The 26154-nt window shown below is 71.1% G+C and carries 18 protein-coding genes; 4 read left to right on the forward strand and 14 right to left on the reverse strand.

The annotated features are described in order from the left end of the window. Nucleotides 1–14 precede the first annotated feature (14 nt). Nucleotides 15–824 carry an alpha/beta fold hydrolase gene (locus ACFPZ3_RS11660; protein WP_379514031.1) on the forward strand — a complete coding sequence of 270 codons (810 nt, stop codon included), beginning with the start codon at nt 15–17 and terminating at the stop codon, nt 822–824. A gap of 34 nt (nt 825–858) precedes the next feature. On the opposite strand, the gene ACFPZ3_RS11665 is transcribed toward ACFPZ3_RS11660, so the two are convergent. Genes ACFPZ3_RS11665 through ACFPZ3_RS11675 form a run of 3 tightly spaced genes read right to left on the reverse strand, consistent with a single transcriptional unit; the run spans nt 859 to nt 3996 of the window. Further along, a complete protein-coding gene (locus ACFPZ3_RS11665) occupies nt 859–1680 on the reverse strand; it encodes a carbohydrate ABC transporter permease (protein ID WP_379514032.1) in 822 nt (273 codons plus the stop codon). A gap of 40 nt (nt 1681–1720) precedes the next feature. Continuing rightward, nucleotides 1721–2638 carry a carbohydrate ABC transporter permease gene (locus ACFPZ3_RS11670; protein WP_379514033.1) on the reverse strand — a complete coding sequence of 306 codons (918 nt, stop codon included), beginning with the start codon at nt 2636–2638 and terminating at the stop codon, nt 1721–1723. Further along, nucleotides 2635–3996 carry an extracellular solute-binding protein gene (locus ACFPZ3_RS11675; protein WP_379514034.1) on the reverse strand — a complete coding sequence of 454 codons (1362 nt, stop codon included), beginning with the start codon at nt 3994–3996 and terminating at the stop codon, nt 2635–2637. The genes ACFPZ3_RS11670 and ACFPZ3_RS11675 overlap by 4 nt, the downstream gene beginning before the upstream one ends. Nucleotides 3997–4086: 90 nt before the next feature. On the opposite strand from ACFPZ3_RS11675, the gene ACFPZ3_RS11680 reads away from it, so the two are divergent. Continuing rightward, nucleotides 4087–5259, forward strand: coding sequence for an ROK family transcriptional regulator (locus tag ACFPZ3_RS11680; RefSeq protein WP_379514035.1), 1173 nt, complete (start codon nt 4087–4089; stop codon nt 5257–5259). Nucleotides 5260–5326: 67 nt separating this feature from the next. On the opposite strand, the gene ACFPZ3_RS11685 is transcribed toward ACFPZ3_RS11680, so the two are convergent. The 4 genes from ACFPZ3_RS11685 to ACFPZ3_RS11700 are packed head-to-tail and all read right to left on the reverse strand — an operon-like array spanning nt 5327 to nt 11326. After that, the gene (locus ACFPZ3_RS11685) at nt 5327–8320 is read right to left on the reverse strand and encodes an alpha-mannosidase (protein WP_379514036.1); all 2994 of its coding nucleotides are present in this window, start codon (nt 8318–8320) and stop codon (nt 5327–5329) included. Between the two features lie 30 nt (nt 8321–8350). Then, the gene (locus ACFPZ3_RS11690) at nt 8351–9127 is read right to left on the reverse strand and encodes a carbohydrate ABC transporter permease (protein WP_379514037.1); all 777 of its coding nucleotides are present in this window, start codon (nt 9125–9127) and stop codon (nt 8351–8353) included. Between the two features lie 55 nt (nt 9128–9182). After that, entirely contained in the window at nt 9183–10079 is an 897-nt protein-coding gene (locus ACFPZ3_RS11695) for a carbohydrate ABC transporter permease (protein ID WP_379514038.1), read from the reverse strand. After that, nucleotides 10055–11326 carry an ABC transporter substrate-binding protein gene (locus ACFPZ3_RS11700; protein ID WP_379514039.1) on the reverse strand — a complete coding sequence of 424 codons (1272 nt, stop codon included), beginning with the start codon at nt 11324–11326 and terminating at the stop codon, nt 10055–10057. Before ACFPZ3_RS11700 ends, ACFPZ3_RS11695 begins: the two co-directional genes overlap by 25 nt. Before the next feature lie 95 nt (nt 11327–11421). On the opposite strand from ACFPZ3_RS11700, the gene ACFPZ3_RS11705 reads away from it, so the two are divergent. Together ACFPZ3_RS11705 and ACFPZ3_RS11710 are read left to right on the forward strand one after the other, a co-directional pair. Next, complete coding sequence (locus tag ACFPZ3_RS11705; RefSeq protein ID WP_379514040.1) at nt 11422–12438, forward strand: LacI family DNA-binding transcriptional regulator; 1017 nt, start codon at nt 11422–11424, stop codon at nt 12436–12438. Between the two features lie 249 nt (nt 12439–12687). Beyond that, nucleotides 12688–16428, forward strand: a complete 3741-nt coding sequence (locus tag ACFPZ3_RS11710) for a S8 family peptidase (protein ID WP_379514041.1) — start codon at nt 12688–12690, stop codon at nt 16426–16428. Between the two features lie 201 nt (nt 16429–16629). Here the strand turns inward: ACFPZ3_RS11710 and ACFPZ3_RS11715 are convergent, their stop codons facing one another. The 7 genes from ACFPZ3_RS11715 to ACFPZ3_RS11745 form a co-directional block, all read right to left on the reverse strand. After that, nucleotides 16630–20016 carry an ATP-binding protein gene (locus ACFPZ3_RS11715; RefSeq protein ID WP_379514042.1) on the reverse strand — a complete coding sequence of 1129 codons (3387 nt, stop codon included), beginning with the start codon at nt 20014–20016 and terminating at the stop codon, nt 16630–16632. Beyond that, nucleotides 20013–20693, reverse strand: coding sequence for a hypothetical protein (locus ACFPZ3_RS11720; RefSeq protein WP_379514043.1), 681 nt, complete (start codon nt 20691–20693; stop codon nt 20013–20015). Before ACFPZ3_RS11720 ends, ACFPZ3_RS11715 begins: the two co-directional genes overlap by 4 nt. 3 nt (nt 20694–20696) lie before the next feature. After that, entirely contained in the window at nt 20697–21893 is a 1197-nt protein-coding gene (locus ACFPZ3_RS11725; RefSeq protein WP_379514044.1) for an endonuclease domain-containing protein, read from the reverse strand. Between the two features lie 88 nt (nt 21894–21981). Next, nucleotides 21982–22632 carry a sensor domain-containing protein gene (locus ACFPZ3_RS11730; protein WP_379514045.1) on the reverse strand — a complete coding sequence of 217 codons (651 nt, stop codon included), beginning with the start codon at nt 22630–22632 and terminating at the stop codon, nt 21982–21984. Nucleotides 22633–22703: 71 nt separating this feature from the next. Next, nucleotides 22704–23435: a carbon-nitrogen hydrolase family protein gene (locus ACFPZ3_RS11735; protein WP_379514046.1), complete on the reverse strand. Its 732-nt coding sequence runs from the start codon at nt 23433–23435 to the stop codon at nt 22704–22706. A gap of 4 nt (nt 23436–23439) precedes the next feature. Beyond that, nucleotides 23440–25041: an ABC transporter ATP-binding protein gene (locus ACFPZ3_RS11740; protein WP_379514047.1), complete on the reverse strand. Its 1602-nt coding sequence runs from the start codon at nt 25039–25041 to the stop codon at nt 23440–23442. Continuing rightward, a complete protein-coding gene (locus ACFPZ3_RS11745; protein WP_379514048.1) occupies nt 25038–26135 on the reverse strand; it encodes a serine hydrolase domain-containing protein in 1098 nt (365 codons plus the stop codon). Before ACFPZ3_RS11745 ends, ACFPZ3_RS11740 begins: the two co-directional genes overlap by 4 nt. Between the last annotated feature and the right edge of the window lie 19 nt (nt 26136–26154).

The raw sequence follows: 26154 nt of genomic DNA on the forward strand, positions 1-26154 counted from the left end.
ACAGTGAGCGGACCATGGACACTGGAATGCTCGACGTTCCCGGCGCGCGGCTGCACTACGAGGTGCGCGGCGCGGGCCCGGTGCTGCTGGTGATCCTCGGCGGCGGCACGGACGCGGCGATGGCCGCGCCCATGGCCGAAGCCCTGGCCGGCCGCTACACGGTGATCACCTACGACCGGCGCGGCGCCAGCCGCAGCCCCCTGGAAGGGCCGCCCGCGGAGCAGCGGATCGCGGAGCACGCCGACGACGCGCTGCGCCTGCTGGAGGCGGCCGGCGCGGAGCCCGGCCACGTGTTCGCCACCCACTCGGGCTCGCTGATCGCCCTCGACCTGCTGGCCCGCCACCCCGAGCGGGTGCGGCGGCTGGTGGCGCACGAGCCTCCCGCCTTCGACCTGCTGCCAGACGCCGAATACTGGCGGCGGCTGGTGCGGGAGTCGATGGAGCTGTGCGAGCGCGAGGGCCCGGAAGCGGCGATCCGCATGGTCGGCGAGGAGACCGGCGTGACCGCGCCGCCCGAGCCCGACCCGGGCCTGCCGCAGTGGGTACGCGACATGCTGATCAGGATGACGGCCAACATGGAGATGAGCCTGCGCTACGAGATGGGCCCGTTCAGCGTGTACGTGCCCGACGCCGAGGCGCTGCGCGCGGCCCCCCTCGTGCTGGCCTACGGCACGGAGAGCACGGGCAAGCTCATGCACCGCGCCACGCTCGCCGTCGCCGAGTTGCTCGGCAGGCCGGCCGTGGAGCTGCCCGGCGACTACGTCGGCTACCTGCGCAGCCCGGCCGCCTTCGCCGAGGCGCTGCACGCCCGGCTCAGCCTCTGACCGATGAGCCTCTGACCGATGAGCCTCTGACGGATCAGCCTTTGACGGAGCCGGCGAAGTTGAACGACCCGGCCAGATACTTGTTGACCGCCACGTAGAGCACCACCGCCGGGGCCGTGTAGAGGATGGAGAAGGCGGCCAGCTGCCCGTAGGCCACCTGCCCGTACTGCGAGAAGAAGGTGTAGACGGTCACGGCGGCCGGCTGCTTCTCCGTCGTGTCCAGCAGCACGAACGGCGCGAAGAAGTTGCCCCACTGCCCGACGAACACGAAGATCGCCACCACCGCGATCCCCGGCGCCATCAACGGCGCCACCACGGCCCGCAGGGACTGCACCCAGCCCGCGCCGTCCACCCAGGCGGCCTCCTCCAGGCTTATCGGCACGCCGTCCATGAAGTTCTTCATCATCCAGATAGAGAACGGCAGCGAGCTGGCGGTCAGGAACAACACCATCGCCGCCACCGAGCCGTACAGGTTGAACCGGAAGAACATCGAGTAGACCGGGACGAGGATCGCCGTCACCGGCAGGCCGGTGGTGAACAGCAGGGTCAGCATGAAGTGGCGGCGGTAGCGGAGCTGGTAGCGCGACAGCGGATACGCCGCCAGGCCCGCCACCAGGACCGTCAGGATCGCCGTGGACCCCGAGATGACGATCGAGTTGAGCAGCGGCAGGATGATCGTCTCCCAGGTCAGCACCGCCTTGAAGTTGTCCAGGGAGAAGGTGAGCGTGGGCGTGGCGGCCAGCGTGGCCTCCGGCTGGATCGAGGCGATGACGACCCAGAGGAACGGGCCCACGAAGGCCAGCGCGATGACGACGAGGGCGAGTGAGGCCGCGCCCCTGGCGGCGACTCTGGTCATGAGACCTCCTTCGTCGGCCCCATGGCCCCGGCAAGCTTGGTCATGCGTCCTCCACCTTGTTCAGACGCAGGTAGACCAGCGAGAACGCGGCGCCGACCACCAGCATGACCAGGGCGATGGCCGAGCCGTAGCCGATCTCGAAGTAGCGGAAGGCCTGCTCGTACATGAACAGCGGGGTGGTCTGGCTGGCCGTGCCGGGGCCGCCGCCCGTCAGGGCGTAGATGAGGCCGAAGCTGGCCAGCGTCTGCAGGGTGATCAGCATGAGGTTGGCCATGATCGAGCGGCGGATCAGCGGCAGCGTGATGTGCAGCAGCCGCCGGGCCGGGCCCGCCCCGTCCACCGCGGCCGCCTCCACCAGGTCGCTGGGGACCTCCGACAGGGCGGCCGAGTACACCAGCATCGAGAACGCCGTGCCGCGCCAGATGTTGGCCAGGATGACCGCGACCATCGGGGCCGTGTAGAGCCACTCCTGCGAGATGCCGAACACCGTGTTGAGCGTCCCGTCCTCGGCCAGGAACGAGAACCAGCAGGCCGCCGCCACGACCTCGGGCATCACCCAGGCGGCGATGACCACGCCGTTGACCACGCTGCGCGTCACCCTGCCGCGCCCCCGCTGGAGCAGGGCGATGATCAGGCCCAGGGTGTTCTGGCCGATGACGGCCGAGCCGATCACGAAGACGAACGTGAGCAGGAAGGAGTTGATGAAGTTCGGGTCGCCGAACAGCCTGACGAAGTTGGCGAAGCCGATGAACTGCGAGTTCACCGAGGCCGAGCCGGTCAGCGTCTCGTTGGTGAAGGCGATGTAGACGCTCCACAGGATGGGCCCCGCGAGGAAGAGCGCCAGCAGGACCAGCGCCGGAGCCAGGGGCAGCAGCCGGCGCAGGTTCCGCCGCCGCCGTGACGGGCCGCCGGAGGGCGAGCCCGTCACGGACGGGGACGGCGCGGTGGCGACCGTCACCGGGCCAGGACCTTGTCGGGGCCTCCGACGGCCGTCGGCAGCGCCTTGACGTAGGCCGCCGTGGCCTCCTCAGGCGTCTGGGAGCCCGTCGTGACCGCCTCCAAGGCCTCCTGGACCTGCGCCGACACCTTCGGGTACGCCTCGAACGCCGGCCGGTAGTGGGTCACCGCGGCCAGATCGGTGAAGAACTTGACGCTCGGGTTGTCGCCGGTGTACTTCGGGTCGGCCGCGACGTCCTTGCGGGGGGCCAGGTCGCCCGAGCCCGTCGCGTACAGCAGGGAGTTCTCCTTGTTCGTGGCCACCGTGATGAAGTCGAACGCCTCCTGCTTGAGCTTGGTGTAGGAGCTCATCGCCATCACCCAGCCGCCCGACATGCTGACCGCCCCGGGCTCCTCGCCGTTCTGCGTCGGCATGGCCGTCCAGCCGGCTTTGTCCTTCCACTCCGGCCACGGCTTGGTGCTGGTCGGCTTCCAGGCGCCCGACGTCCACGCGCCGTCGAGCGAGATGCCGACCTTGCCGGCCGGGAACCACTCGAGGTTGACCTTGTCGGCGAGCTTGGCGTAGTGCGCGTCGGCCTGCTTGGGGCCCAGCTCCTCGCGGTAGACGGTGTTGACGAAGGCCAGGGCGTCGGTGAAGTTCTTGCCGCCGGCCACCCACTTCTGCTGCGTCTCGTCGTACAGGGTGCCGCCGGGGGTGCCGTACAGGAGCATCTCGAAGCCCTGCATGGTCGACGCCTCGCCGTGGATCTTCGCGGAGTACATGCTGAACGGGATCACGCCTGGGAGCTTCTGCTTGATCGTCCGGGCGGCGGTGAGGACGTCGTTCCAGGTCTTCGGCTCCCACGGGACGGGGAGGCCGGCCTTGGCGAAGACGTCCTTCTGGTACCAGAGGCCGCGCGTGTCCGTGCTGATCGGCACGCCGTAGATCTTGCCGTCGCCGCCCTTGGCGGCCTGCTTGACCGAGTCGGGGAACTGGGTGCTCCAGTCGGGCCACTTGGCCAGGTAGTCGTCGAGCGGGGCCAGCTTGCCCGCCGCGACGTCCGCGTTGACCTGGAACGTGTCGTGGAAGTAGACGTCGGGCGCGGAGTCGGGGGAGCGGTTGAGCAGCGCCAGCTTGGTGTAGTACGACTCGTTGGTGCCCTGGACCGGGGTCAGCTTGATCGTGACACCGGGGTGGGAGGCTTCGTACTGCTTCTTGGTGCTGGTGAGCATCTTCTCCATGTGCGGCCAGGTCTGGTCGACCCGGTAGAGGACCTCGAGTTCTTTGGCTCCGGAGGATTCCTGCGAGGCACCGCCGCCGCAGCCGGTGGCTGTCAGCGCTGTCAACAGCAGGAGGGAACCGGCCAGGCTACGTTTCATGTGACGGGCCTTCCCTGTGTTTCCTTGGGTTGCCGAGAACGTAAATCTTTTTGATTTACTAAGTCAACACTCTGTGGTGACATTACTCACATGCAGCAGGGCACGAACCTGCCGAAGGTCGGAAGCTACAACCGAGCCGTGGTCCTGGAGGCGATCCAGGCGTCGGACGGGATCAGCCGCGTGCAGATCGCCGCCGTGACCGGGCTCACGGCCCAGACCGTGTCCGTGATCGTCCGCAGACTGCTGGAGGAGGGCCTGGTCGTCGAGGACGGCTCCGCGCCGTCGAGCGGCGGCAAACCGCGCCGCATCCTGCGGGTCGACCCAGCGGCCGGGTACGCGGTGGGCGTGCACTTCGACCCCCAGGAGGTCTCCTGCGTGCTGGCCGACCTGGCGGGACGGCCGGTCGCCAGGCTGCATCTGCCCGTGCGGCCGGGGGCCAGGCCCGACGCGGTGATCAGGCAGATGGCCAGGGCCGCCCGCCGGATCCTGCGGGAGGCGGGGGTGCCGGACGACAAGGTGCTCGGGATGGGCCTGGCCTGCCCGGGGCCGCTGGACGCGGAGGGCGTGATGGTGTCGCCGCCCCGGCTGCCCGGATGGGACCGGGTGCCGATCAAGGGGCTGCTGGGGGAGTACGCGCGCTTTCCTGTGACCGTGGACAACGACGCCACGGCGGCGGCGATCGGCGAGCGCTGGGCCGGGATCGCCCGGTCCGCGGCCGGCTTCGCCTACATCTACCTCGGCACCGGGATCGGCGGCGGGCTCTTCCTGGACAACCAGGTCTATCGGGGCAGCTCGCTGAACGCGGCCGAGTTCGGGCACATCATGGTCGAGCCCGACGGGCCCGAGTGCTACTGCGGCAACCGGGGCTGCGTGGAGGCCGTGTGCTGCCCGAGCGCCATCGAGGCGGCCATGGGGGGCCGCCTGGACCACGCCGCCATCTGCGCGGCGGCCGCGGCGGGGGAGCCCGAGGCGCGGCGGGTGATCGAGCGGGTGGCGGAGCGGCTGGCCGACGCGGCGGTGAGCGTGGTGAACATGCTGGACATCGACCTGTTCGTGCTCGGCGGGCCCGCGCTGAGGGAGGTCGGGGAGATCTACCGGGAGGTGATCGCGCGGGCCGTGTCGGACAGGCCGCTGGCCAGGCGGCTGCACGCGGTCAGGGTGGAGACCTCGCCCCACCCGGACGACGCCGCGGCGATCGGCGCGGCCTCGCTGGTCTTCCACGCCACGTACGCGCCCCGCCTGGGGGCGCTGCTGCATGGCTAGAGCCCGGTGGTGTCCGGCGCGCCGCGGCGGTTGTGGCGCGCCGGACAACACGGAAGGGAGCGTGCGGTTACGCGCGCTTCAACCGCAGCGTGACCAGCTCGAACGGCCGTAGCGTCACGGGGATCTCCTCCCCCTGGCGCCGCGGCTCGCCCGTGGGCCGCTCCAGCAGGTCCGTGGTGACCGCTTCCGCGACGGGGAAGCCCGCGCGCAGGGTGGCCGTGGCCCGGCCGCCCCTGGACTCGTGGAAGCGGACGATCACGTCGCCGCTCTCGTCATCGGCCAGCTTGACCGCCGTCACCACGACGGCGTCGTCGTCCACCGTGACCAGCGGCTCGACGGGGGCGCCGCCGGGCACGCGGCGCTCGGGCAGGTTGACGAAGTAGCCCTCGCGCACCGCGTCGCCGATCTCGGCGCCCGGCACGAGCACGTGGCGGAAGCGGTGCTCGCCCTGGTCGGTCTCCGGGTCGGGGAAACGCGGGGCGCGCAGCAGCGAGACACGCAGCGTCGTGGTCGTGCCGTGCTCGTCCACGTCGCGGGTGACGTCGTGGCCGTAGGTCGAGTCGGTGACCAGCGCCACGCCCCAGCCGGGCTCCTCCACGTGCACGAAACGGTGGTTGCACGCCTCGAACTTGGCCGCCTCCCAGCTCGTGTTGGTGTGGGTGGCGCGGAAGGCGTGGCCGAACTGGCTCTCGGAGGCGTACCGGTCGGCGCGCACGTCCAGCGGGAAGGCCAGCTTGAGGAACTTCTCGCTCTCGTGCCAGTCCACCTCCGTGTCGATCTCCAGCCGCCCCTCGGTGAGCGTGAGCCGCTGGGTGACCGACGACTCGCCGAAGGAGCGCCTGACCACGACCACGTCGCCGTCGAGGCGTACCTCTCCGGCGTCGGTGAGGTCGGTGACCGTGTTGCGGTAGAACTCGTCCACGTCCCAGGCGTCCCACTTGTTCGGGAAGTCGGGGTGGAGCTGCAGCAGGTTGGCCGCCCGGCCCGGCGCGACCGTCTCCCTGCCCGACCGCAGGTCGTAGGCCGACACGACCAGGCCGCGCGCGTCGATCTCCACCCTGAGCAGGTCGTCGGCCAGCACGTAGCCGCCGCCCTCCCTCGGGCTCGCCTGCGCCGGGGCCCGGCCGGCCGCCGGTGCGGCGCCGCCGGCGGGCACGCCGTGGCGGGCGTGCGGGGCGCCGTTGAAGACCAGGACGCCGCCGGACGGCCCGCCCGCCAGCGCGTGCTGGGCGGTGTCGATGACCGCGTCCAGTTCCCGCGCCACCGTCTCGTACGTCCTGCGCGCCTCCCGGTGCACCCACGCGATCGACGACCCCGGCAGGATGTCGTGGAACTGGTGCAGCAGCACCGTCTTCCAGAGCCGGTCCAGCGCCTCGTACGGATAGGCCGCCCCCGCCCGGACGGCCGCCGTCGCCGCCCACAACTCGGCCTCCCGCAACAACGACTCGCTGCGCCGGTTGCCCTGCTTGGTCTTGGCCTGGCTGGTCAGCGTGGCCCGGTGCAGCTCCAGGTAGAGCTCACCGACCCAGACGGGCGGGTTCGGGTATTCGGCCTCGGCCTTGGCGAAGAAGTCGTCAGGCGTCTCCCACGTGACCGTCGGCGAGCCCTCGAGGTCGCGTACCCGGGCCGCCTTGGCCACCATCTCCCGGGTCGTGCCGCCGCCCCCGTCGCCGTAGCCGGTCGGGGCCAGGGAGTGCCGCGCCACGCCCTTGTCCTTGAAGTTGCGGGCCGCGTGCGCCAGCTCGCCGCCCCGCATCGAGCAGTTGTAGGTGTCGACCGGCGGGAAGTGCGTGAAGATGCGCGTCCCGTCGATGCCCTCCCACAGGAACGTGTGGTGCGGGAAGGTGTTGGTCTGGCTCCATGAGATCTTCTGCGTGAGCAGCCGCTTCGACCCGGCCGCCTTGATGATCTGCGGCAGCCCGGCCGCGAACCCGAACGTGTCCGGCAGCCACACCTCCTCGTTGTCCACCCCGAACTCGTCGATGAAGAAACGTTTGCCGTGTACGAACTGCCTGGCCATGGCCTCGGAACCGGGCATGTTCGTGTCGGACTCCACCCACATGCCGCCCGTCGGGACGAACCGGCCCGCGGCCACCGCCTTGGTCACCCTCGCCCACACCTCGGGCCGGTGCTCCTTGATCCACGCCCACTGCTGCGCCTGCGACATCGCGAACACGAAGTCCGGCTCGTCCTCCAGCAGCGCGGTCATGTTCGCGGCGGTGCGGGCCACCTTGCGCACGGTCTCGCGCAGCGGCCACAACCAGGCCGAGTCGATGTGCGCGTGCCCGACCGCGGTGATCCGGTGCGCCGAGGGCACCGCCCTGGAGGACAACACCCCGGTCAGCTCGGCCCTGGCGACGGCCGCCGTGCCGCCCACGTCCTGCAGGTCCACCGCGTCCAGCGCCCGGTCCACGGCGCGCAGGATCTCCCAGCGGCGGGCGCTGTCCACGGGCAGCTCCCGCATCAGCTCGCCGAGCACCTCCAGGTCCATGACCAGCTCCCACACCGGCTGGTCGAAGACGGCCAGGTCCATGCGGGCCAGCTGGTACAGCGGGTCGGCGCCGGCCGTCTCCTTGTCGCCCAGGTTCGTCGGCAGGAAGGGGTGGTAGTCCAGAATGACCGGGTTGGAGGCGGCCTCGACGTGCAGGCGTACCTGCTCACCGCCCTCGGCGGGGGAGCCGACGCGCACCCACTGGGTGCGCGGGTTGAGGCCCTTCACCGGGGTGCCGTCGGGACGGTAGACCAGGCCCTCGCACTGGAAACCCGTCTTGTTCTCGTCGAAGCCCAGGTCCAGGATCGCCTCGACGGTCCGCCCCGCCCACTCCACGGGGACGGTGCCGGTCACGGTGAACCAGCTCGTGCCCCACGGCGGACCCCAGAGGTCGCCCACCGCGATCGGCTCCGGCGTCGCGGCCAGGCCCTCCGCCACCGGCACTGGCTCTCCGGGCGCGTGCCAGACGGACACCTCCAGCGGCACGGACTCCGGGTAGATCGCCGGACGGATCCGCTCGCCCAGGACACGCGTGAGGCGGGCTTCGACCAGGTCGCGGTCGTCATGCATCAGGTGGGCTCCTCAACAGATGGTGATTTATCAGCCTTTGATGGCACCTTCCTCTACACCCTTGAAGAAGAAGCGCTGGAGCGCGGCGAACACGATCACGATAGGCAGGAACGAGATCATCGTCCCCGCCGCGATCAGCCTGGGGTTGGCGCTGAACGTGCCGTTCAGGTACTGCAGGCCGACGGTGAGCGTGTAGTGGCCGGGATCGGTCAGCACGATCAAGGGCCAGAGGAAGTCGTCCCAGGCGCCGATGAAGGCGAAGATCGTGATCACGCTGAGCATGCCGCGCACGTTCGGCAGGCCGATGTGGCGAAGGCGCTGCCACGTCGTCGCTCCGTCGATGATCGCGGCTTCGTCCATTTCTGGAGGAATCGCCTGGAACGCGGTACGCATCAACAGAACGTTAAGCATCCCGATGGCGCCCGGCAACGCCACCCCCAGCAGCGTGTCGGCCAGGCCCAGGGAGCGGACGGTGACGTACTGGGAGACGATCGTCACCTCGCCGGGCAGCACGAGCGTTGCGAGGAAGAGCCCGAGCAGCAGCTTCGCGCCCCTGAAACGCAGCTTGGCCAGGGCGAACCCGGCCATCGTCGCGCCGGCGGCGTTGCCCGCGACCACGATGGCCGCCACGATCAGCGAGTTGACCGCGTACGACCAGACGGGGATGGTCTCGGCGACCTCGGCGTAGTTCGACAGGGTCGGCTGCTCGGGCAGGAAACCCGGCGTGCCGGTGTAGATGTCCTCCTGGAGGCTCTTGAGCGAGGTCGAGAGCTGCCACAGGAACGGCGAGAGGGTGAGGGCCAGCACGAGCAGGAGCAGGGCGTACCGCAGGGCCTTCTCGCGCGTGGTGACTCTGTTGATGTCAGGCCGCCTTCCTGTTGAGCCGCAGCAGCGCCAGCATCGGGCCGATCGTGACGACCAGCAGCACCAGGCTCAGCGCGGAGGCGTAGCCGAGGTGGCCGGTGAAACCGCGGCTGTAGAGCTGGATGAGCATCACCAGCGACATGTCCCGGCCGCCGGGGCCGCCGGTGCCGTTCGAGAGCACGTACAGCTCAGAGAACACGCGCAGCGCCGAGACCGACACCAGCACCGAGACCAGCAACATCGTGTTGCGCACGCCGGGCACGGTGACGCTCAGGAAGCGGCGCACCGGGCCCGCGCCGTCCACGGCGGCGGCCTCGTGCAGCTCACGGCGGACGTTCCCGAGCGCCGACAGGTAGATGATCATGTAGTAGCCGAGGCCCTTCCAGACGGTCAGGCTGATCGCGCTGAACAGCAGCAACCACCGGTCGGTCAGGAACGGCACCGGCGCCGCCACGACGCCCAGCCACTGCGCGAACCCGTTCACCAGGCCCCGGTCGTCCAGCAGCCACCCCCAGATCAGCGCCACCACCACGGCCGAGGCCACCACCGGCGTGTAGAAGGCGGTGCGGAAGAACGTGATGCCGGGCAGCCGCTTCTCCACCAGGATCGCGATCAGCAGCGGCAGCACCGTCAGCAACGGCAGGCAGACCAGCATGAACACGATGCTGTTGACCAGCGCGTCCACGAGCTGGTCGTCGTTCAGCGCACGCTCGAAGTTGGCCAGTCCGGTGAAGTGGCCGCCGCCGAGCGGCTTGGCGTTGGTGAACGCCAGCACCACCGTGTTGATCGACGGCCACACCGAGAACGCGAACAACCAGAGCGCGGCGGGCGCCACCAGCACCCACGGCGTGAACCAGCGGTGGTGCGCCATCAGCTCTTCAGCAGCTCGTCGCACTTGGCCACGGCGGCGTCCAGCGCCTCCTTCGAGGTGACCTCACCGCTGATGGCCAGCGCGAACTGCTGCCTGACCAGCTTCTTCATCGCCTCGGTGACCTGCACGGGCTCCAGCACCTTCGCCTTGGCCAGCGACTCGAACGCGATCACCTTGGCCTCGCCCGAGTTGCCGCCGTCGCTCTTGCTGAAGAACGGGTCGTTCGCCGAGGACGTGGTGCTGGGGAAGACGTTCACCAGATGGGCGAAGGCGGCCTGGTTCTCGGCGCTGGTCACCCAGCGGGCCAGGGCGAGCGCGGCGGGCGCGTTCGCGGTCCTCTGGGAGATCGACAGGCCCTGCACGTAGAGGGGCGGGGTGCCCATCGCGGAGGACGGCACGACCTTGGGGGCGAGCGTCGGGTTGTCGGTGGCCAGGCTCGTGATGTAGTTGCCGCCGCCGGTCGTCCAGGCGACCGGGCCCTCGTTGAAGAGCTTGGCGTTGCCGGCGTAGGTGTCGGTGAGCACGTCGCGGGGGAGCAGGCCGTCCTTGAAGGCGTTCCTGTAGGTGTCCAGCAGCGCCACCGCCTGCGGGGTGTTGAAGGTGAAACGGGTCCCGTCGGGCGACATGATCGGCACACCGGCGTTGGTCAGGTCGCCGAGCTCGGGGCGGCGGCTCATCAGGTAGACCTTGCCGCCGGACTTCTCCTTCATGATCCTGCCCTGGGCGATGAGCTCGTCGAGGGTGGTGGGGAGCTTGTCCGGGTCGAGGCCGTTCTTGGTGAGCAGTTCGGTGTTCCAGTAGTTGACGTCGGTGTTGAGGTACCAGGGGTAGCCGTAGGTGCCCTGGACGCCGGGGTACTTGTAGGCGTCGAGGGCGCCGGGGACGTACTCGGCGGCCAGTCTCCGGTCGGCCTGGGCCACGTCCAGGAGGATGCCCTGCCTGATGAGCGGGACGGCGAAGTCCGGGGGCAGGTTGACGACGTCGGGCAGCGTGCCGCCGGCGGCCTGGGCGAGGACCTTGTCCGAGTAACCTTCGGCGGGCTGGTCGAGCCATTCGACCTCGGTGCCCGGATACTTCTTCTCGAAGCCGTCGATGACGCCCTGCACGTAGTCGGTGAACTTCGGTTTCAGCGCCCACGTCTGCAGGCTGACCTTGCCCTTCACCTCGCCGCTCGTGCTCGCCGCCGGGGCGGCCGCCTCGGGTTCCGTCCCGCCGAGCCCGCAGCCCGCGATCGTGGCGACCAGGGCCAGTCCTGCCCAGTACCTTCGCATGACGCTCTCCTTCGGTACTAAACCGCTCTAGTTGCGGGACTATCTACCGGGCTAGACTCCGCTGTCAATAGGGGCGCTTGGACAAGGAGCACGCGTTGGGCCGACCCACGATCGCCGACATCGCGCAGCGGGTCGGGGTGTCCAAGGGCGCGGTGTCGTTCGCGCTCAACGGGCGGCCCGGCGTCAGCGAGGCGACCAGGGCCCGCATCCTCGAGGCGGCCAGGGAGATGAACTGGCGCCCGCACAGCGCGGCCAGGGCGCTCGGGGGCGCCAGGGCGGATGCGGTCGGGCTGGTGATCGCCCGGCCCGCCAGCACGCTGGGCGTCGAGCCGTTCTTCGCCCACCTCCTGTCCGGGCTGCAGGCCAGGTTGTCGGAGCAGCAGGTGGCGATGCACCTGCTGGTCGTCGAGGACGCAGAGGCCGAGATCGCGGTCTACCGGGAATGGACGTCGGCGCACCGGGTGGATGGGTTCATCCTGATCGATCCCAAGGTGCGCGACCCGCGCTTCGCGGCGCTGAAGGAGCTGGGCGTGCCGGCCGTCGTGCTCGGCGGGTCCGGCGGGCACGCGTCGCTGTCCAGCGTGTGGGCCGACGACCGGGAGGCCATGTTGTCGGTGGTCGACTACCTCGCCGCGCTCGGGCACCGGCGGATCGCGCACGTGGCGGGGCTGCCGGGGCTGCGGCACACGCAGCGGCGCATGCGCGCGCTGCGCGACTCGGTCAGGCGGCTCGGGCTGGTGGAGGCGGTGTCGCTGCCCACCGACTTCAGCGACGCCGAAGGGGCGGCCGCGACCAGGACGTTGTTGTCGCGGGGGCGGCCCAGCGCGATCGTCTACGACAGTGACGTGATGGCGCTGGCCGGGCTGGGCGTGGCGATGGAGATGGGGGTGCGGGTGCCGGGAGAGTTGTCCATCGTGGCCTTCGACGACTCGGTGCTGACGCGGGTCACGCATCCGAGCATCACGTCGTTGTCGCGGGACACGGTGGCGCTGGGCGGGCAGGTGGCTGAGGTGATGCTGGAGGTGATCGCCGACCCGGGCGCCCGGCGGGACGTCAAAACGGCCACCCCCCGCCTCGTCGTCCGCCGGAGCACGGCGCCGCCCGGAGACTAAAACGGTTTATCTCCTACGCGCTGCCGTGGTCTGCCACCCGCCGCACTCCGGCTGGCGGCCCTCCAGGAAACGCCCGCTGACCCATCAGCGGCGGGCCGCCGTTACGCGAGCCCACGTTGCCCATCCGGCAGGGCGAGCGTTGGCGGATATGCGACAAGTCAGGATCTGGCCACGTCGATCTCGTAGACACCGCAGCTCAGGATGACTAGGAATTCGGTAGTTGTGCTTACCGATTTCTGGAGGTCGTTCATGCTGCGTGGCTTAAGCCGGGTGAGGCGGGGGACGGCGACAGCCGTCTCCACGATCGTGGCGGCCTCGCTGCTCGCCGCCCCCGGCGCACACGCGACCACCGCTCCGCCCGCCACGTTCACGGCGTCGGCGCAGAGCGATGAGATCACCCTGATCACCGGTGACCAGGTGCAGGTGCGAGCCGTGGACGGCGAGCACAAGGCGGTCACGGTCACCCCCGCGCCCCGGGCCGACGGCTCCGTGCCGACGTTCCAGGTGCTGGAGGGCGAGCGCGGGGTGACGGTCATCCCCGACGACGTCGCCACCCTGGTCCCCGAGCGGCTCGACACCGAGTTGTTCAACGTGACGGCGCTGTCGGAGCAGGAGTACGGCTCCTCGATCCCGCTCATCGTCACCTACGCGGCCAACGCCGCCAAGGCGGCGCTTCCGGCCGTCAAGCAGGTCCGCACGCTGGAGAGCATCGGCGGCGCGGCCGTGTCGGTGGCCGACGGGGACGCGGCGGCGTTCGGGGCGGAGCTGGCCAAGCTGGCCTCCCCGTCCCCGCAGACCCGCGCGGCGGGACCGCTGGCCGGCGTGTCGAAGATCTGGCTCGACCGCAAGGTGGAGCCGGTGCTGGAGGACAGCGTGCCGCAGATCGGCGCGCCCGAGGCATGGGCCGCCGGATACGACGGCACCGGCACCACCGTGGCCGTGCTCGACACCGGCGTCGACGCCACCCACGCCGACCTCGCGGGCAAGGTCGCCGACCAGCGCGACTTCACCGGCGAGAACGCCGCCGGCGACCCCCACGGCCACGGCACCCACGTCGCCAGCACGATCGCGGGCACCGGCGCCGACGGCGGCGCCAAGGGCGTGGCGCCCGGCGCGACGCTGATCAACGGCCGGGTACTGGCCGCCGACGGCTACGGACAGACGTCCTGGATCATCGACGGCATGGAGTGGGCGGCCGGCGAGAAGCACGCTCAGATCGTCAACATGAGCCTGGGCGACCCGGACGCGCCGGGCGGCCCGCTCACCGAGGCGCTGTCCAAGCTCACCCAGCAGTACGGGACGTTGTTCGTGGCCGCCGCGGGCAACGACGGCTGCGACTCCTGCGTGCACTCTCCCGGCGACGCCCCCGAGGCGCTGACCGTCGGCGCGGTGGACAAGCAGGACAAGCTCGCCGTCTTCTCCAGCAGGGGCCCGGTCATCGCCACCCAGGAGGTCAAGCCCGACGTCACCGCGCCCGGTGTGAACATCACCGCCGCCAAGTCGGGCGGGGGCCGCACCACGATGTCCGGCACCTCCATGGCCACCCCGCACGTGGCGGGCGCGGCGGCGCTGCTGCGCCAGGCCCGCCCCGGGATCACGGGCAACGAGCTGAAGTCGCTGCTCATGGCGACCGCCAAGCCCGGCCAGGACATCGCCGTGGACGCGCAGGGCAGCGGCCGCATCGACGTGGCCGCCGCGCTCAAGGGCTCGGTCGTGGCCTCGGCGGGCTCGCTCAACTTCGGCACCCTCGCCCCCGGCGAGGAGAAGACCCTCGCCGTCGGCTACCACAACCTCGGCCAGACGCCCGCCGAGCTGGACCTGACCGGCGGGGACGCGTTCACCGTCGAACCGGCCAAGCTCACCGTGCCCGCGGGCGGCACCGCCGAGGCCAAGGTCACGCTCAAGGCGGACAAGGCCGGACTGGTGCGCCAGGAACTGACGGCGGCGGGCGTGCGCACGCTGCTGACGGCGCGCGTCGAGACCAAGCGGGTCGAGCTGCGCGTACGCGGCATCGCCCGCGACGGCCGTAACGGCCGCGGCGGCTTCACCGTCCTGAACCTGGACGAGGGCACCCTGGTCGGCCGCGTGCTGCCCGGCGACCCCGCCCAGCCGTGCACCGACGCCAAGTACGGCTCCGGCACCTGCCTGCTCGTCACGCCCGGCACCTACTCCGTGCTCGGCCACATCTTCACCATGCCGGCCACGCAGGACAGCACCACCACCGGCAAGCCGCTCAACGAGAGCCTGCTCGGCGACCCGGAAATGAAGATCACCGAGAACACCGAGGTCGTCCTGGACGCCCGCAAGGCCGTCGAGGTCAACGTCGAGACCCCCGACCACACGACCAAGCGGAACACGGGCTCGGCCGCCGCCCTCATGTGGTACCGGGCCGGTGAACAGGGCACCGCGCTGCGCGGCGGCACCACGATCACGCCCGGCGGGCAGGTCGAGGAGCGCCTGTTCGTCCAGCCCACCAAGAAGGTCACCAAGGGCACGTTCGTCGTCTCCACCCGCTGGCGGCTGAAGGCCCCCGAGATCACCCTCACCACCCTGGGCCTGAAGCTGGACCCCCAGTACGTCGACCCTGTCCAGTTCAGCGACTACTCCACCGAGTACCCGCGCCTCGACGGCACCCGCCTGCTCCTGGCCGTGGACGCCGGCCGCGGCACCACCGCGGAGATCAAGGCCCGCGACCTGCGTGGCAAGCTCGCCGTCATCCGCCGCACCGACGGCGTGCCCGTCTCCACCCAGTCCAACGCCGCCGCGGCGGCCGGGGCGGCGATGGTGGCGATCTACAGCGACACGCCTGGCGCCGACGTCAGCACCGGCGGCAACAAGGTCAAGCTGGCGGTCCCGACCGTGCGGCTGACCCAGGAGGAGGGGCTGAAGCTGGTCGAGCGGCTGCGCCGCCTGCCCGTGCCGATCGTGGCCAAGGGCATCGTGGCCAGCCCGTACGTCTACGACCTGTTCCTGCGCGAGCAGGGCCGCGTCCGCGACTCCCTCAAGTACGTGGTCCGCGCCAAGTCCCTGGCCAAGATCGAGACCGGCTTCCACAGCCAGCTCGCCGACGACGTGACGGGCAACGAGTCCCGCTTCGTCTTCGAGCCCTGGGACACCTTGTCGATCTCGACGAACCACCCCATGGCCAAGACGCCGCGTACCCGTACCGACTATGTCACCCCCGATCCCGACCTGCGGTGGAGCACGTCGGCGGGTGCGCCGGAGCGGTCCTACAACAACATGTGGCCGCACACCGCCACGCCGCTGGCCTCGATGTCGTCGCCGGAGTTCCGGCCGTACGAGGCGGGCGAGAAGGTCAGCCGCACCGTGCTCAAGCAGCCGCTGCTGCCCGGCATCAACCCGCGCAATCCGCTGCGCCGGGAGGGCGACCTGCTGCGCATGTCGATGCAGGGCTTCGTGGACGCCCAGGGCAACTACGGGGATGCCTACAGCAGCGACTTCGAGCACGGCATGAAGACCGACTTCCGGCTCTACCAGGGCGACACGCTGCTGTGGCAGACGAACTACCTGCCGAAGGCGTCGGGGACGCTGCCCGCGGAGAAGGGCACATACCGGATCGAGTACGACCTCACGAACGAGGCCGCCTGGGCCAAGATGTCCACCCGCACGCGTGGCGTGTGGACGTTCGGCTCGGAGCGGGCCGAGGGGACGACCGTGATCCCGCTGCTGCTGGCCTCGTTCGACGCGCCGGTGGACCTGAAGAACCAGGCCAGGTCGCACAAGCTCGGCCTCACCCTCCGCCACCAGGAGGGCGCGGCGCAGAGCGCGGTCAAGGACGTCGCGCTTGAGGTGTCCTACGACGACGGCGCCACCTGGAAGCCGGCCCGCCTGCGCGCCAAGGGCGACCGGTCCTACGAGACGACGCTCGACCGGTCGCCGTCCGGGTTCGTCTCGCTGCGGCTGAAGGCCTCCGACGTCAACGGCAACACGTTGTCGCAGGAGGTGATCCGCGCCTACGCCCTGCGCTGACCGGCGCTTACGGCCCGCGCTGACGCGGCGCCCGGACCTGCGCTGACGCGGCGCCTGGACCTGCGCTGATGCGGCGCCTGGACCTGCGCTGAGTGGCGTCTGGCCCTGCGCTGATGCGGCGCCTGGCCTTGCGCTGAGCGGCGCCTGACCCGAAGGAGCGCTCCCCCGACCGCAGCCCGGGGAGCGCTCCTTTGGTGTTGGTCAGCCTCTGCTCTTCTCGATGACCTCTTCCGTGGTCAGCGGGGACTTGGGGTGCCGCGTCAGGCACATGGGCACCCGCGTCTTGACGAACGCGCCGCCCTCCAGCGCCACGTAGAACTCACCCGAGCTCAGCCGCGAGACGTCCGGAACGTCGCCGCCCTTCGAGCGCGCCATCTCCCTGGCGGCGGAGATCTGGATCGGCGCGTTCAGCAGGCCGAAGAACTGCGTGGCGGAGTTGCCGGGGATGTGGTTGTGCAGGCCCTTGGGCGCCTGGGTGGCGAAGACGAGGCCGAGGCCGTACTTGCGGGCCTGGGAGGCGAGCAGCACGGTGCTGCGGGTGGAGGCCGCGGTGCCGGCGGCGGGCGCGAACGTCTGCGCCTCGTCCATCACCAGCAGCGCCCCCAGCGGCCGGTCCTGGGCCGGGTGCCGCTTGAACCAGACGAACAGCTCCATCTGCAACTGGCTCACGAAGCTCTGCCGCTGTTCGAGAGAGGGCAGCCCGACCAGGCTGATCACCGACACCCTGGCCCGCTTCCCCTCCGGCGGGGTCACCAGCAGGCCGGGGTCCACCGGCGTGCCGGCCCCGCCGAACAGCGGATCGTTGTCCATGGCGGCGGTCAGCGACTGGGCGAGCTCGGCGGCGATACGGTGGGCGTCGGCCAGCTCGCTCACGCCGTCCGGCAGGTCGGACAACAACGCGGCGAAGCCTTTGAGGCTCGTCGCCCCCCGCACGCCGTGGTACGCCAGCGCCTTCCTGAGCACGGCCTGCCCGAGGTGCGCCTTGTTCGTGTTGGCGTCGAGCCTGATGCGCGGCACGATGAACGCGACCGCGGCCTCCACGGCCTCGGTGAACTCGTCGGGATCGCCGGCCAGGCCGGTGAAGTCCGGCAGCGGCTGGAAGCTCAGCGGGCGCCCGCCCGCCCTGCCCGGCGTCCAGACCACGACGTCGGTGCCCGCCAGATACTCCCCGGCCCGGCGCTCGTCCCCGTCCTCCCAGTCCGGCGGCGCCTCCGGCCAGCGCTCGCCCAGCCTGGCCAGGTCGTTGTTCGGGTCGAGCACGATGGCGGAGACGCCGAGCAGCGCGCACTCCTCGACCAGCCGCCGGATGAGCACGGTCTTGCCCGAGCCGGTTCCCGCGAAGATCGTCACATGCTTCCTGAGCGCCTCCAGCGCCACGCTCACGGGCGCGCCGTCGGCCATCCTCCTGCCTATCGCGAGGTACGGCACGCGCGTCGCGGGACCGGGGCCGCCACGGTGATGCGCACTCACGACCGCAGGCTGCGGAGCCGTCGTCTCACCCGACCCGACCGCGCTCACGGGCAGAGGCGGCGGAGTGGTGGTGCTCACGGGCGGAGTCTGCCGGGCTGTCGTCTCGCCCGGGGAGACCGCGCCCGGGGAGACTGCGCCCGGGGAGACCGCGCCTGAGGAGACTGCGCCCGGGGAGACTGCGCCTGAGGGGGTCGCGCCTGGGGAGATCTCGCCTGGGGTTACCGCGCCTGGGGTGACTGCGCCTGGGGTGGTCGCGCCCGCCGTTCTGGCCGGGCCCAGCGCGCTCGCGGGAACGCTCCATGCGTCGGCCAGGGCCTCGCGCAGGAACGACACCGCGACCGTCGGGCGGCGTTCCGCCAGCCAGGCGGTCAGGTGCGGTGGGTTCTCGGCGAGCAGTGCCTTGAGCGCGGCGAGCACCCTCAGATCGTCATCACTCCAGCGCAACGTCCGGCCACCGGCCTGCTCGAAGGCCGCGATGGCCGCCTGCGTCGCCGTCCCCGTGGACCAGGGCGCGTTCCGCAGCAGGAACAGGCGCCGCTTCGGCACCTCGGCATCCAGTCCGGCCGCCACGGACGCCTTGCGGATCCGGTTCAGTGCGGCGTTGCCGTGCCCGGCGGTGACCGCGCGGAAGGCCCAGTGGACCTCGTCCTCCCTGGCCTCGTCGAGGGTACGGCGTAACCGCGCGTGCAGGGGCGGCTTGGAGCTGGGCGGCGGATCCACGCTGAACGCGATGCCGGGCTCCGCCTGCTCGGCGATCCAGGCGGACAGCCCGGCCGCCAGCAGCGCTGGCATCGTCCTGTCCTCGGTCACCTGGTCGACCCGCGGCGCCTGCCCGCCGTCCCGGAGCTCCGCGAACCGGGCGTCGAGCGCCCCCAGGTCGGCGGCCGGCGGCAGGGCGTGCTCGTGGGCGAGCGTAAGGGCCGGCTCATCGGCCGGGGGCGTGGCGGCGAACCCGGTCAGCTCCCTGACCTCGTCGTCCAGCAGGCAGGCGCGGACATGCCGGTCGATCCGGATGAGGAGCTGGCGCGGTGTGAAACCGGGCGCCTGTTCGAACGCCTCGGGCCGCACCGGCCACGTGGGGTAGGGAGGCTTGATCCCGGCCTCGCCGTACTGGACCTCGAAGCGCTTGGCGACGAGCGTACGCGCGGTGTCCGCGTCCGGGAGGGTCATGAGCTGGACCGACTGCCTGAACCGGTCGCGCACCGTGTCCACCGCCACGTCCTCGACGAGCGTCCAGGTCGCGGGGATGCAGGTCACGACGGTCAGCGTCCTGCGGGTGACCTCGCGCAGCGCCATGAGACCGCCGGCGATGCGCTCGATCATGGCCGTCTCGCCCGGGTCCCTGGCGGCTCCGGTGGTCGCCGTCGAGGACTGGGCGACCAGGGGGTCGATCTGGTCCACGGCGATGATCGTCGGGCCGGTGAGCGCCATCAGGCGTGAGACGTTCCTGACGATCTCCTGCGGCGTCCTGCCGACCTGGCGGATGCCCCACAGGGCGCGCTCACCCGGCTCTCCTTCCGGGGCCGACGACAGGAACGCCTCGCCCAGGTCCTGCAGGCCGAGGTCGGTGCCGGCCAGCAGCACCATCGCCCGCGCGGTGTCTTGGCACTCCCTGCCGACCTGTGCGTCCAGGCGGCGCAGCGCCGTCACGAACGCGTCCAGCTCCTCCCGGGTGACGGCCCTCTTACCGGTGATCGCCCGCCTGGCCATGCGCGACAGGCCCACCTCCGACGCCAGGCGTTCGAGGAACACCGCGAGCTGGACCTGCCCGTCGCCCCGCGGGCGCCAGAGGCTGTCCAGGATCGACACCATGGTGCTCTCCCAGAATCCCTTGGCGTCCAGCAGGCCCACCAGGACGAAGTAGCCGCCCTGGCGCTGCGCCTGCTCCCGTAACCAGCCGAGCAGGTGGGTCTTGCCCGTGCCCCGCTGGCCCTGGATGACCACGCCGATGGGGCTGGCGTCCCCGCGGCCCGCCGCCTCGGCCAGACCATCGAGGAGAATCCTCGTGGAGGCGCCGTGCAGCCCCTCCACGTGGTAATCGGAGTGCTGCCATACGTCGTCGGCGCTCTCGGTGTAGTTGAAGCTGAGGGCGGCCAGGTCCTGTACGCCGCCCGTCATGGCCTGCCGATCCACAGCAGGTGCTTGTGCTGGTCGCCGATGAGCACGGCCGACTCGCGGTCCTGGGGTGTGAGCGTCTTCTGGTTCGACTCGGGGACGAGGTTGACGTCGGGAAGCCGTTCCATGAGCACGAGCGTCCGGTCCACCCGAGCCCTCGGCACGTCCGCCAGCAGGATCCTGAGGTCAGCCAGGCTGACCCACGCGTCCGGACGCGTGGCCAGTTCGGCGTAGGCGTCCCGGATGCGCGTCTCCAGCTCGTCGGGCCCGCCGGTCTCGCTGCCGGTCGTGTTCCCGGTCCTGCCGGTGGTTTCGGCGGTGGTTTCTTCGCCGGGGTGGAAGACGTCGGCGAGCCGCTGATCCGTGCGCGCCATGTACCGGGGCAGCCAGGTCAGCAGCGCCCGCGCCATCGCGCCGGACGAGCCGGTCTGCGGCGGGAGCGTTCCCGTACGCAGGTCCTCCGCCAGCCGTGCCCACCCCGAGTCCGTCAGCGCATGGACGAACACGCGGCCGGACTTCCTGCTCTCGACGAGCTTCATGTCGTTGAGCCGGATCCGCCTCTGGCCGTCGATCGTCAGCTTGTGCCGCTGTTTCAGCTCGGTGTTGGAGACCTCGCCGGCCTCGACGGCCAGCACCACCAGAGCGGCGAAATCAGGAAGCGAGAGCCCATTGTGCGACATGTCTTATCCTTCCGTCCCGCGGCGACCCCGCAGGAACTGCGCGATCTGGCGGATCACGGTATCGGTATCGGTCAACACCTGGACATCGAGAAAGCGCAGCACGGCGTAACCATCAAGCTGGAGACGCACGTCCCGCTCCCGGTCGGCGGCGAACTTGGCGGCGCCCCTGTGGTCGGCGCCGTCGATCTCCACCACGCATCGTTCCATCTCCCAGAGCAGGTCCAGCCGGATCGGGGCGGCCAGCGGACGCGGCCGGTACGTCTGGTTCCAGGCCCGGCCGGACGCCCACCCGCACGCGGCCAGCGCCACTTCGAGAGCCTGCTCTGCGGGGCTGCCGGGATGTGGCCGACCGGCGATCGCCGGATAGAACATGCGGCCTGGCACACCGTCTCCGAGCGAGTTGGCTCCGGGCCTGCCGCTTGCAAGCGCGCCAGTTTCGGGCCCGCTGTCCCCAAGCGTGCCAGTTCCGGGTCTATTGTCTCCGCGCGTATCGACTCCGCGCGTGGTGTCTCGGGACGTGCCAGTGCCGGGCGTCGTGAGATGGGCGTTCGCGAGGTCCGGTCGTATCGTCTCCACTCGATCGACGGCGTTCAGTGGCGCGCCCGTGAGCCACACGCCGGCCCCCGCCCGGTGGGCCAGCCACTCGCAGCCCGCGACGAGCACCTCCTGCGCGGCGGCCTGGAGCCCTTCGGGGACGTGGACCAGGATCGCCGTGTGCGCCCTGCCGAAGCTGTCGGCCAGTGCCCTGGTCAGGCCTGCCGCCCGTACCTCAGGGCCGAATCGGCTGGGCCCGCCGGTCAGCGCCCGCTGCGCCAGTTCGGCCAGGAACGGGCCGTAGTGCTCGCTGGCGGCGGCCCTGCGCAGGGCGAGCGACCGGACGGCGGGCAACTGTGCGCCGCCGGGGCCGGTGATGCCGTCGGCGCCGGGCAGCCAGGCCGGGAACAGCGCGATGGCCGCCTCGTCCAGCTCGCGCAGGACGGAGGCGACCAGGCCGGTGACGGATCGTACGTCGCCGGGGAGACCGGGGAGACCGGGGAGACCAGGGAGACCGGGGAAGCCGGGGAAGCCGGGGAAGCCGGGGAGATAGGTGAGGATGGCGGGCGCGTCCGGGGGCAGCGGGTCGATGCTCAGTGCCACGGTCTCGGCGTCCGCGTCCAGCCGGACCACCCGGCCGATCGGCAGCTTTGACCACGACCGCACAGGCACCGCCCTAGATGGACCGGATAAATCGGCATCTGTGACGGTATCTGTCGTCTATCCGGCTGTCAGCCCAACGTCAGGCCCAGCCTCAAGCCCAACGGGGCTCGGCGATCGGCTCGGGGTCGTAGGAGGCGCGGGTGAGCATGGCCTGGGCGAGGTTGGCCTTGATCAGGGCGGCGCCACGGACAATGGGCACCAGGGTCAGGGCGAACAGGACGCCGATCAGGGTGTTGAAGCCGACGTAGGTCAGTTCACTGTCACCGAGGCCGAGCAGGGCAGGGACGCCGCCATCGACCTCCGGGATGCGGGCCAGGATCCAGCCGTAGAGGGGAAAGGTCAGGCCGGCGATCGTGCCCGTCCACCACACGGCGGTGACGACGGCGGTGGCCAGCGAGATCGGGAAGGCGACGATGCCGTACAGCAGGTCGAGCCAGGCCTGCCCGTTGACCAGAGGGTTCATCACGCGGCGGAACCAGCCGGCGCCCGCGGGGGCGGGGCGGTAGGGCGGGCGGGTGACGGGGCGGCGGAGCACCTCGCGCAGCGAGACCCGTTCGAAGTCGGCCAGGTTCCTCGCCATGGCGGCGGCGCCGGCCAGGATGAGCAGCCCGACGAACGCGATCGCGCTGCCGAGCCCGGCCGCCACCCCGGCCACGGCGATGGCGAAGTGGGCCACGGCCATCGGCAGGCCGAGCAGGGTGTAGCGGGTGTCGGTGGCAAGACGGCGCCGGAGGGTTCTCATGGGGAGAACGCTACGAGCCGGGGCCGCGCCGATCGACCCTGCTCACGGCCGTATGCATGGTAGGGACAGCCTTACCTGAAGCCGCGTTCCGCCCGGTCGTGGCGGAAGGCGTCCAGCCGGTCGAAGTCCAGCTCGTACGCCGACACGGCCGCGTCCGGCGGCCCGGTGAAGAAGCCGGAGTGCGTCTCCGGGCAGGGATTGGCGAATCCCGTGACCCCGGCGCAGGGATGCCCGAGGTAGGTGGTCTCGTGGTGCCAGTCGCTGACGGCCACGTACGTCATGAACTCATACGCCCGCGCCACGCTCATGTGCTGCCACAACTCCCTGGCAGGGGCGGGACCGTCCCAGCGGGTGACGGAGAAGGCGGGCACCAGGACCGCGTCGAGGGACTCGTGCCCCGCCAGGCTCGCCGAGTACCACAGGTCGGCGCAGAGCAGGACGTGCAGGCGGCGGCCCGCCAGCTCGAAGCCGCCGCTGGGCCGGCCGGGCAGCACGCCGGAACGCAGCTCCAGCCCGTACGGGTGCACCTTGTCGTACTCCAGCAGCAGCCCGCCCCCCGCGTCGAACACCGCGCCCCTGTTGACCGCGCCGTCGTAGTGGGAGCCCCCGACGACCGCCATCCCCGAGCCCTCGGCCAGGGCGCGCACCCTGGCCAGGTAGTCGGCGCGGGGCAGGGACGAACCGGCCAGTTCGGGCAGCAGCAGCACGTCCCCCTCGGCTGACCGGACGAGCTCTTCGATGGCGTCGAAGTTCGCGTGACCGTCGGGAGACCAGTGCGGGGGCTGAACCAGGAGGATCTTCACGTTTCTACTGTCGCCCGTGCCCGCCGGGGATGGCGGCGAGCAGCTCACGGGTGTAGTCGTCGGAGGGGTGGTCGAAGATCTCCTCCGCGGTGCCGCTCTCCACGATCCGCCCGCCGCGCATGACGTGCACCGCGTGGGAGATCATCCGTACCACGGCCAGGTCGTGGCTGATGAACAGGTAACTGAGCCCCAGCTCGCGCTGCAGCTCGGCCAGCAGCTCCAGGATCTGCGCCTGCACCAGCACGTCCAGCGCGGAGACGGCCTCGTCGAGCACGACCAGCTCGGGCGACAGGGCCAGGGCGCGGGCGATGGCCACCCGCTGACGCTGGCCGCCGGACAGCTCGTGCGGCAGCCGCTCGGCCATCGACGCGGGCAGCGACACCTTCTCCAGCAGCTCGGCCGCCGTCTTCGCGCGCTCGGCCGCGGTGCCGACGCGGTGCACGCGCAGCGGCTCGGTGATCGACTTCTCGACGGTGTAGCGGGGGTCGAGGGAGGCGTACGGGTTCTGGAAGACCGGCTGCACCCGCCGGCGGAAGGCGAACAGCTCCCGCCTGCCGAGCGCGGTCATGTCCGTGCCGTCGAAGCGGATGCTGCCCGAGGTGAGATCGTCCAGGCCGAGCAGCAGGTTCGCGGTCGTCGACTTGCCCGAGCCCGACTCGCCCACGATCGATACGGTACGGCCGCGCGGCACGGCGAACGACACCCCGTCCACCGCGGTGAGCTCTTCGCCGGTGCCCCGGATCGGGAACACCTTCCGCAGGCCCTCCACCACGACCAGGTCCGCGGACTCGCCGGGGGGCTCGCTGAGGCGTACCGACGACAGGCTCGGGACGGCCTTGAGCAGCCTGCGCGTGTACTCGTGCCCGGGATCGGCCAGGATCGCCTCCGCCGGGCCGGTTTCGACGATCTCGCCCTGGTACATGACGGCCACCACGTCGGCCCGCTCCGCCGCCAGCGCCAGGTCGTGCGTGATGAGGAAGACGGCCGTGCCCATCTCGGCGGTGAGCTGCGCGAGCTGGTCGAGGATGCGCCGCTGCACGGTCACGTCCAGGGCGGAGGTCGGCTCGTCGGCGATGAGCAGCTTCGGCCGGCAGGCCAGCCCCATGGCGATCAGCGCGCGCTGCCGCATGCCGCCGGAGAACTCGTGCGGGTACTGGCCGACCCGCCGCGACGGGTCGGGAATGCCCACCATGTCCAGCAGCTCGACCACCCGCGACCGCGCCGCCTTCCCCGCGGCGACGCCGTGCACCTCCAGGGCCTCGGCGATCTGGTCGCCGATGCGCATGAGCGGGTTGAGGTTCGACATCGGGTCCTGCGGGACCAGGCCGATGCCCGCGCCGCGGACCGCCGTCATCTCGCGCCGGCTCGCCGTGGCCAGGTCACGGCCGTCGAACAGCACCTGCCCGCCGGTGATGCGGCCGTTGTCCGGCAGCAGCCGGTTGACCGCGGCGGCCGTGGTCGACTTGCCCGACCCCGACTCGCCCACCACGGCCACGGTCTGGCCGGGCAGGATCTCCATCGAGACGTTCCTGACGACGGTGGTGTCCTGCTTGCGGGTGCGGAAGGCGACCGAGAGGTCGCGGATCTCCAGGAGCGGGGTCGTCATACCGTCCTCGATCGTTGCTCGGTGGCCTGCACCAGGCCGGCCCAGAGGTCGTCCGTGGGCGTCGGGGCGCCCTCGACGAGCAGGCGGTTGCTCGCCAGGGCCAGCACGACGTCGCGGCCGGGCACGAAGCCGACCGCGCAGCCCACGTAGCCGGGGTGACCGAGCATGGTGACGGTCCCGCCGGGCAGGTCCAGCGCGTACCTGCGGAAGCCGAGCGCCTGCTCGGCGTCGGGGCCGGGGGCGAAGAACTCCTGGACGACCTCGGGCCGCCACAGGTGGTCGTACTCCTCGTACCTGGCCATCGCCTGGCCGTACCTCAGCAGGTCCGGCACCGTGGAGAACAGGCCCGCGTGTCCCGAGACGCCGTCGAAGGCGTGGTGTGCGTTGCCGTCGGCGACCTCGCCGAGCACCGGCCCGGCCCGCCAGCCGGCGAAGTCGGTGCTGCGGTAGGGCACCGGGTACGGCCGGCCGCTGTCCAGCATGGTCATCTCGACCCGGTCGTCCAGGGCGCTCATGGCCACCTCGTTGCCGGCCGGGCGCGCGTAGGTGGTCGAGGTGAGGCCGAGCGGGCGGGTGACCAGTTCGGCCAGCGCCCGGTCCAGGCGCAGCCCGGTGACGGCCGAGACGATCCGGCCGAGCAGGATGAAGCCGAGGTCGGAGTAGTGGCGGGCGCGGCCGGGGCGGTAGCGGGGCGGGGGGAGCTGCGGCTGGATGTACAGCGGCCACCACTCCCACATGCCGCTCCGGTGCAGCAGCAGCTCTCGTACGGTGATCGCCTCGTACGAGCGCGGCAGGTACGCGCTCAGCGGCGCGTCCAGATCCACCAGCCGGTCGGACACCAGCCGGATGAGCATCGTGGTCGTGGCGACGACCTTCGTGACCGAGGCGAGGTCATGGTAGGTGTCCAGGGACATGGGCGCCACCCCCTCGCGCTCGCCGTCCGTCCAGCGCACGGTGCGGTGCCCGGTGGTCTCGGTGAGGTCGAACCACGGGGTGCGCGCGGCCATGATCAGCCCAGGAGGCGCGTTCTCGCGGCCGTCGTCGCCGGGCGCGTCCAGGCGACCCTCGCCGCCGTCGTTCGCCGGCGTGGTCATGCGTCTCTCCTCGTTCCCC

The organism is Nonomuraea insulae (genome assembly GCF_042656245.1).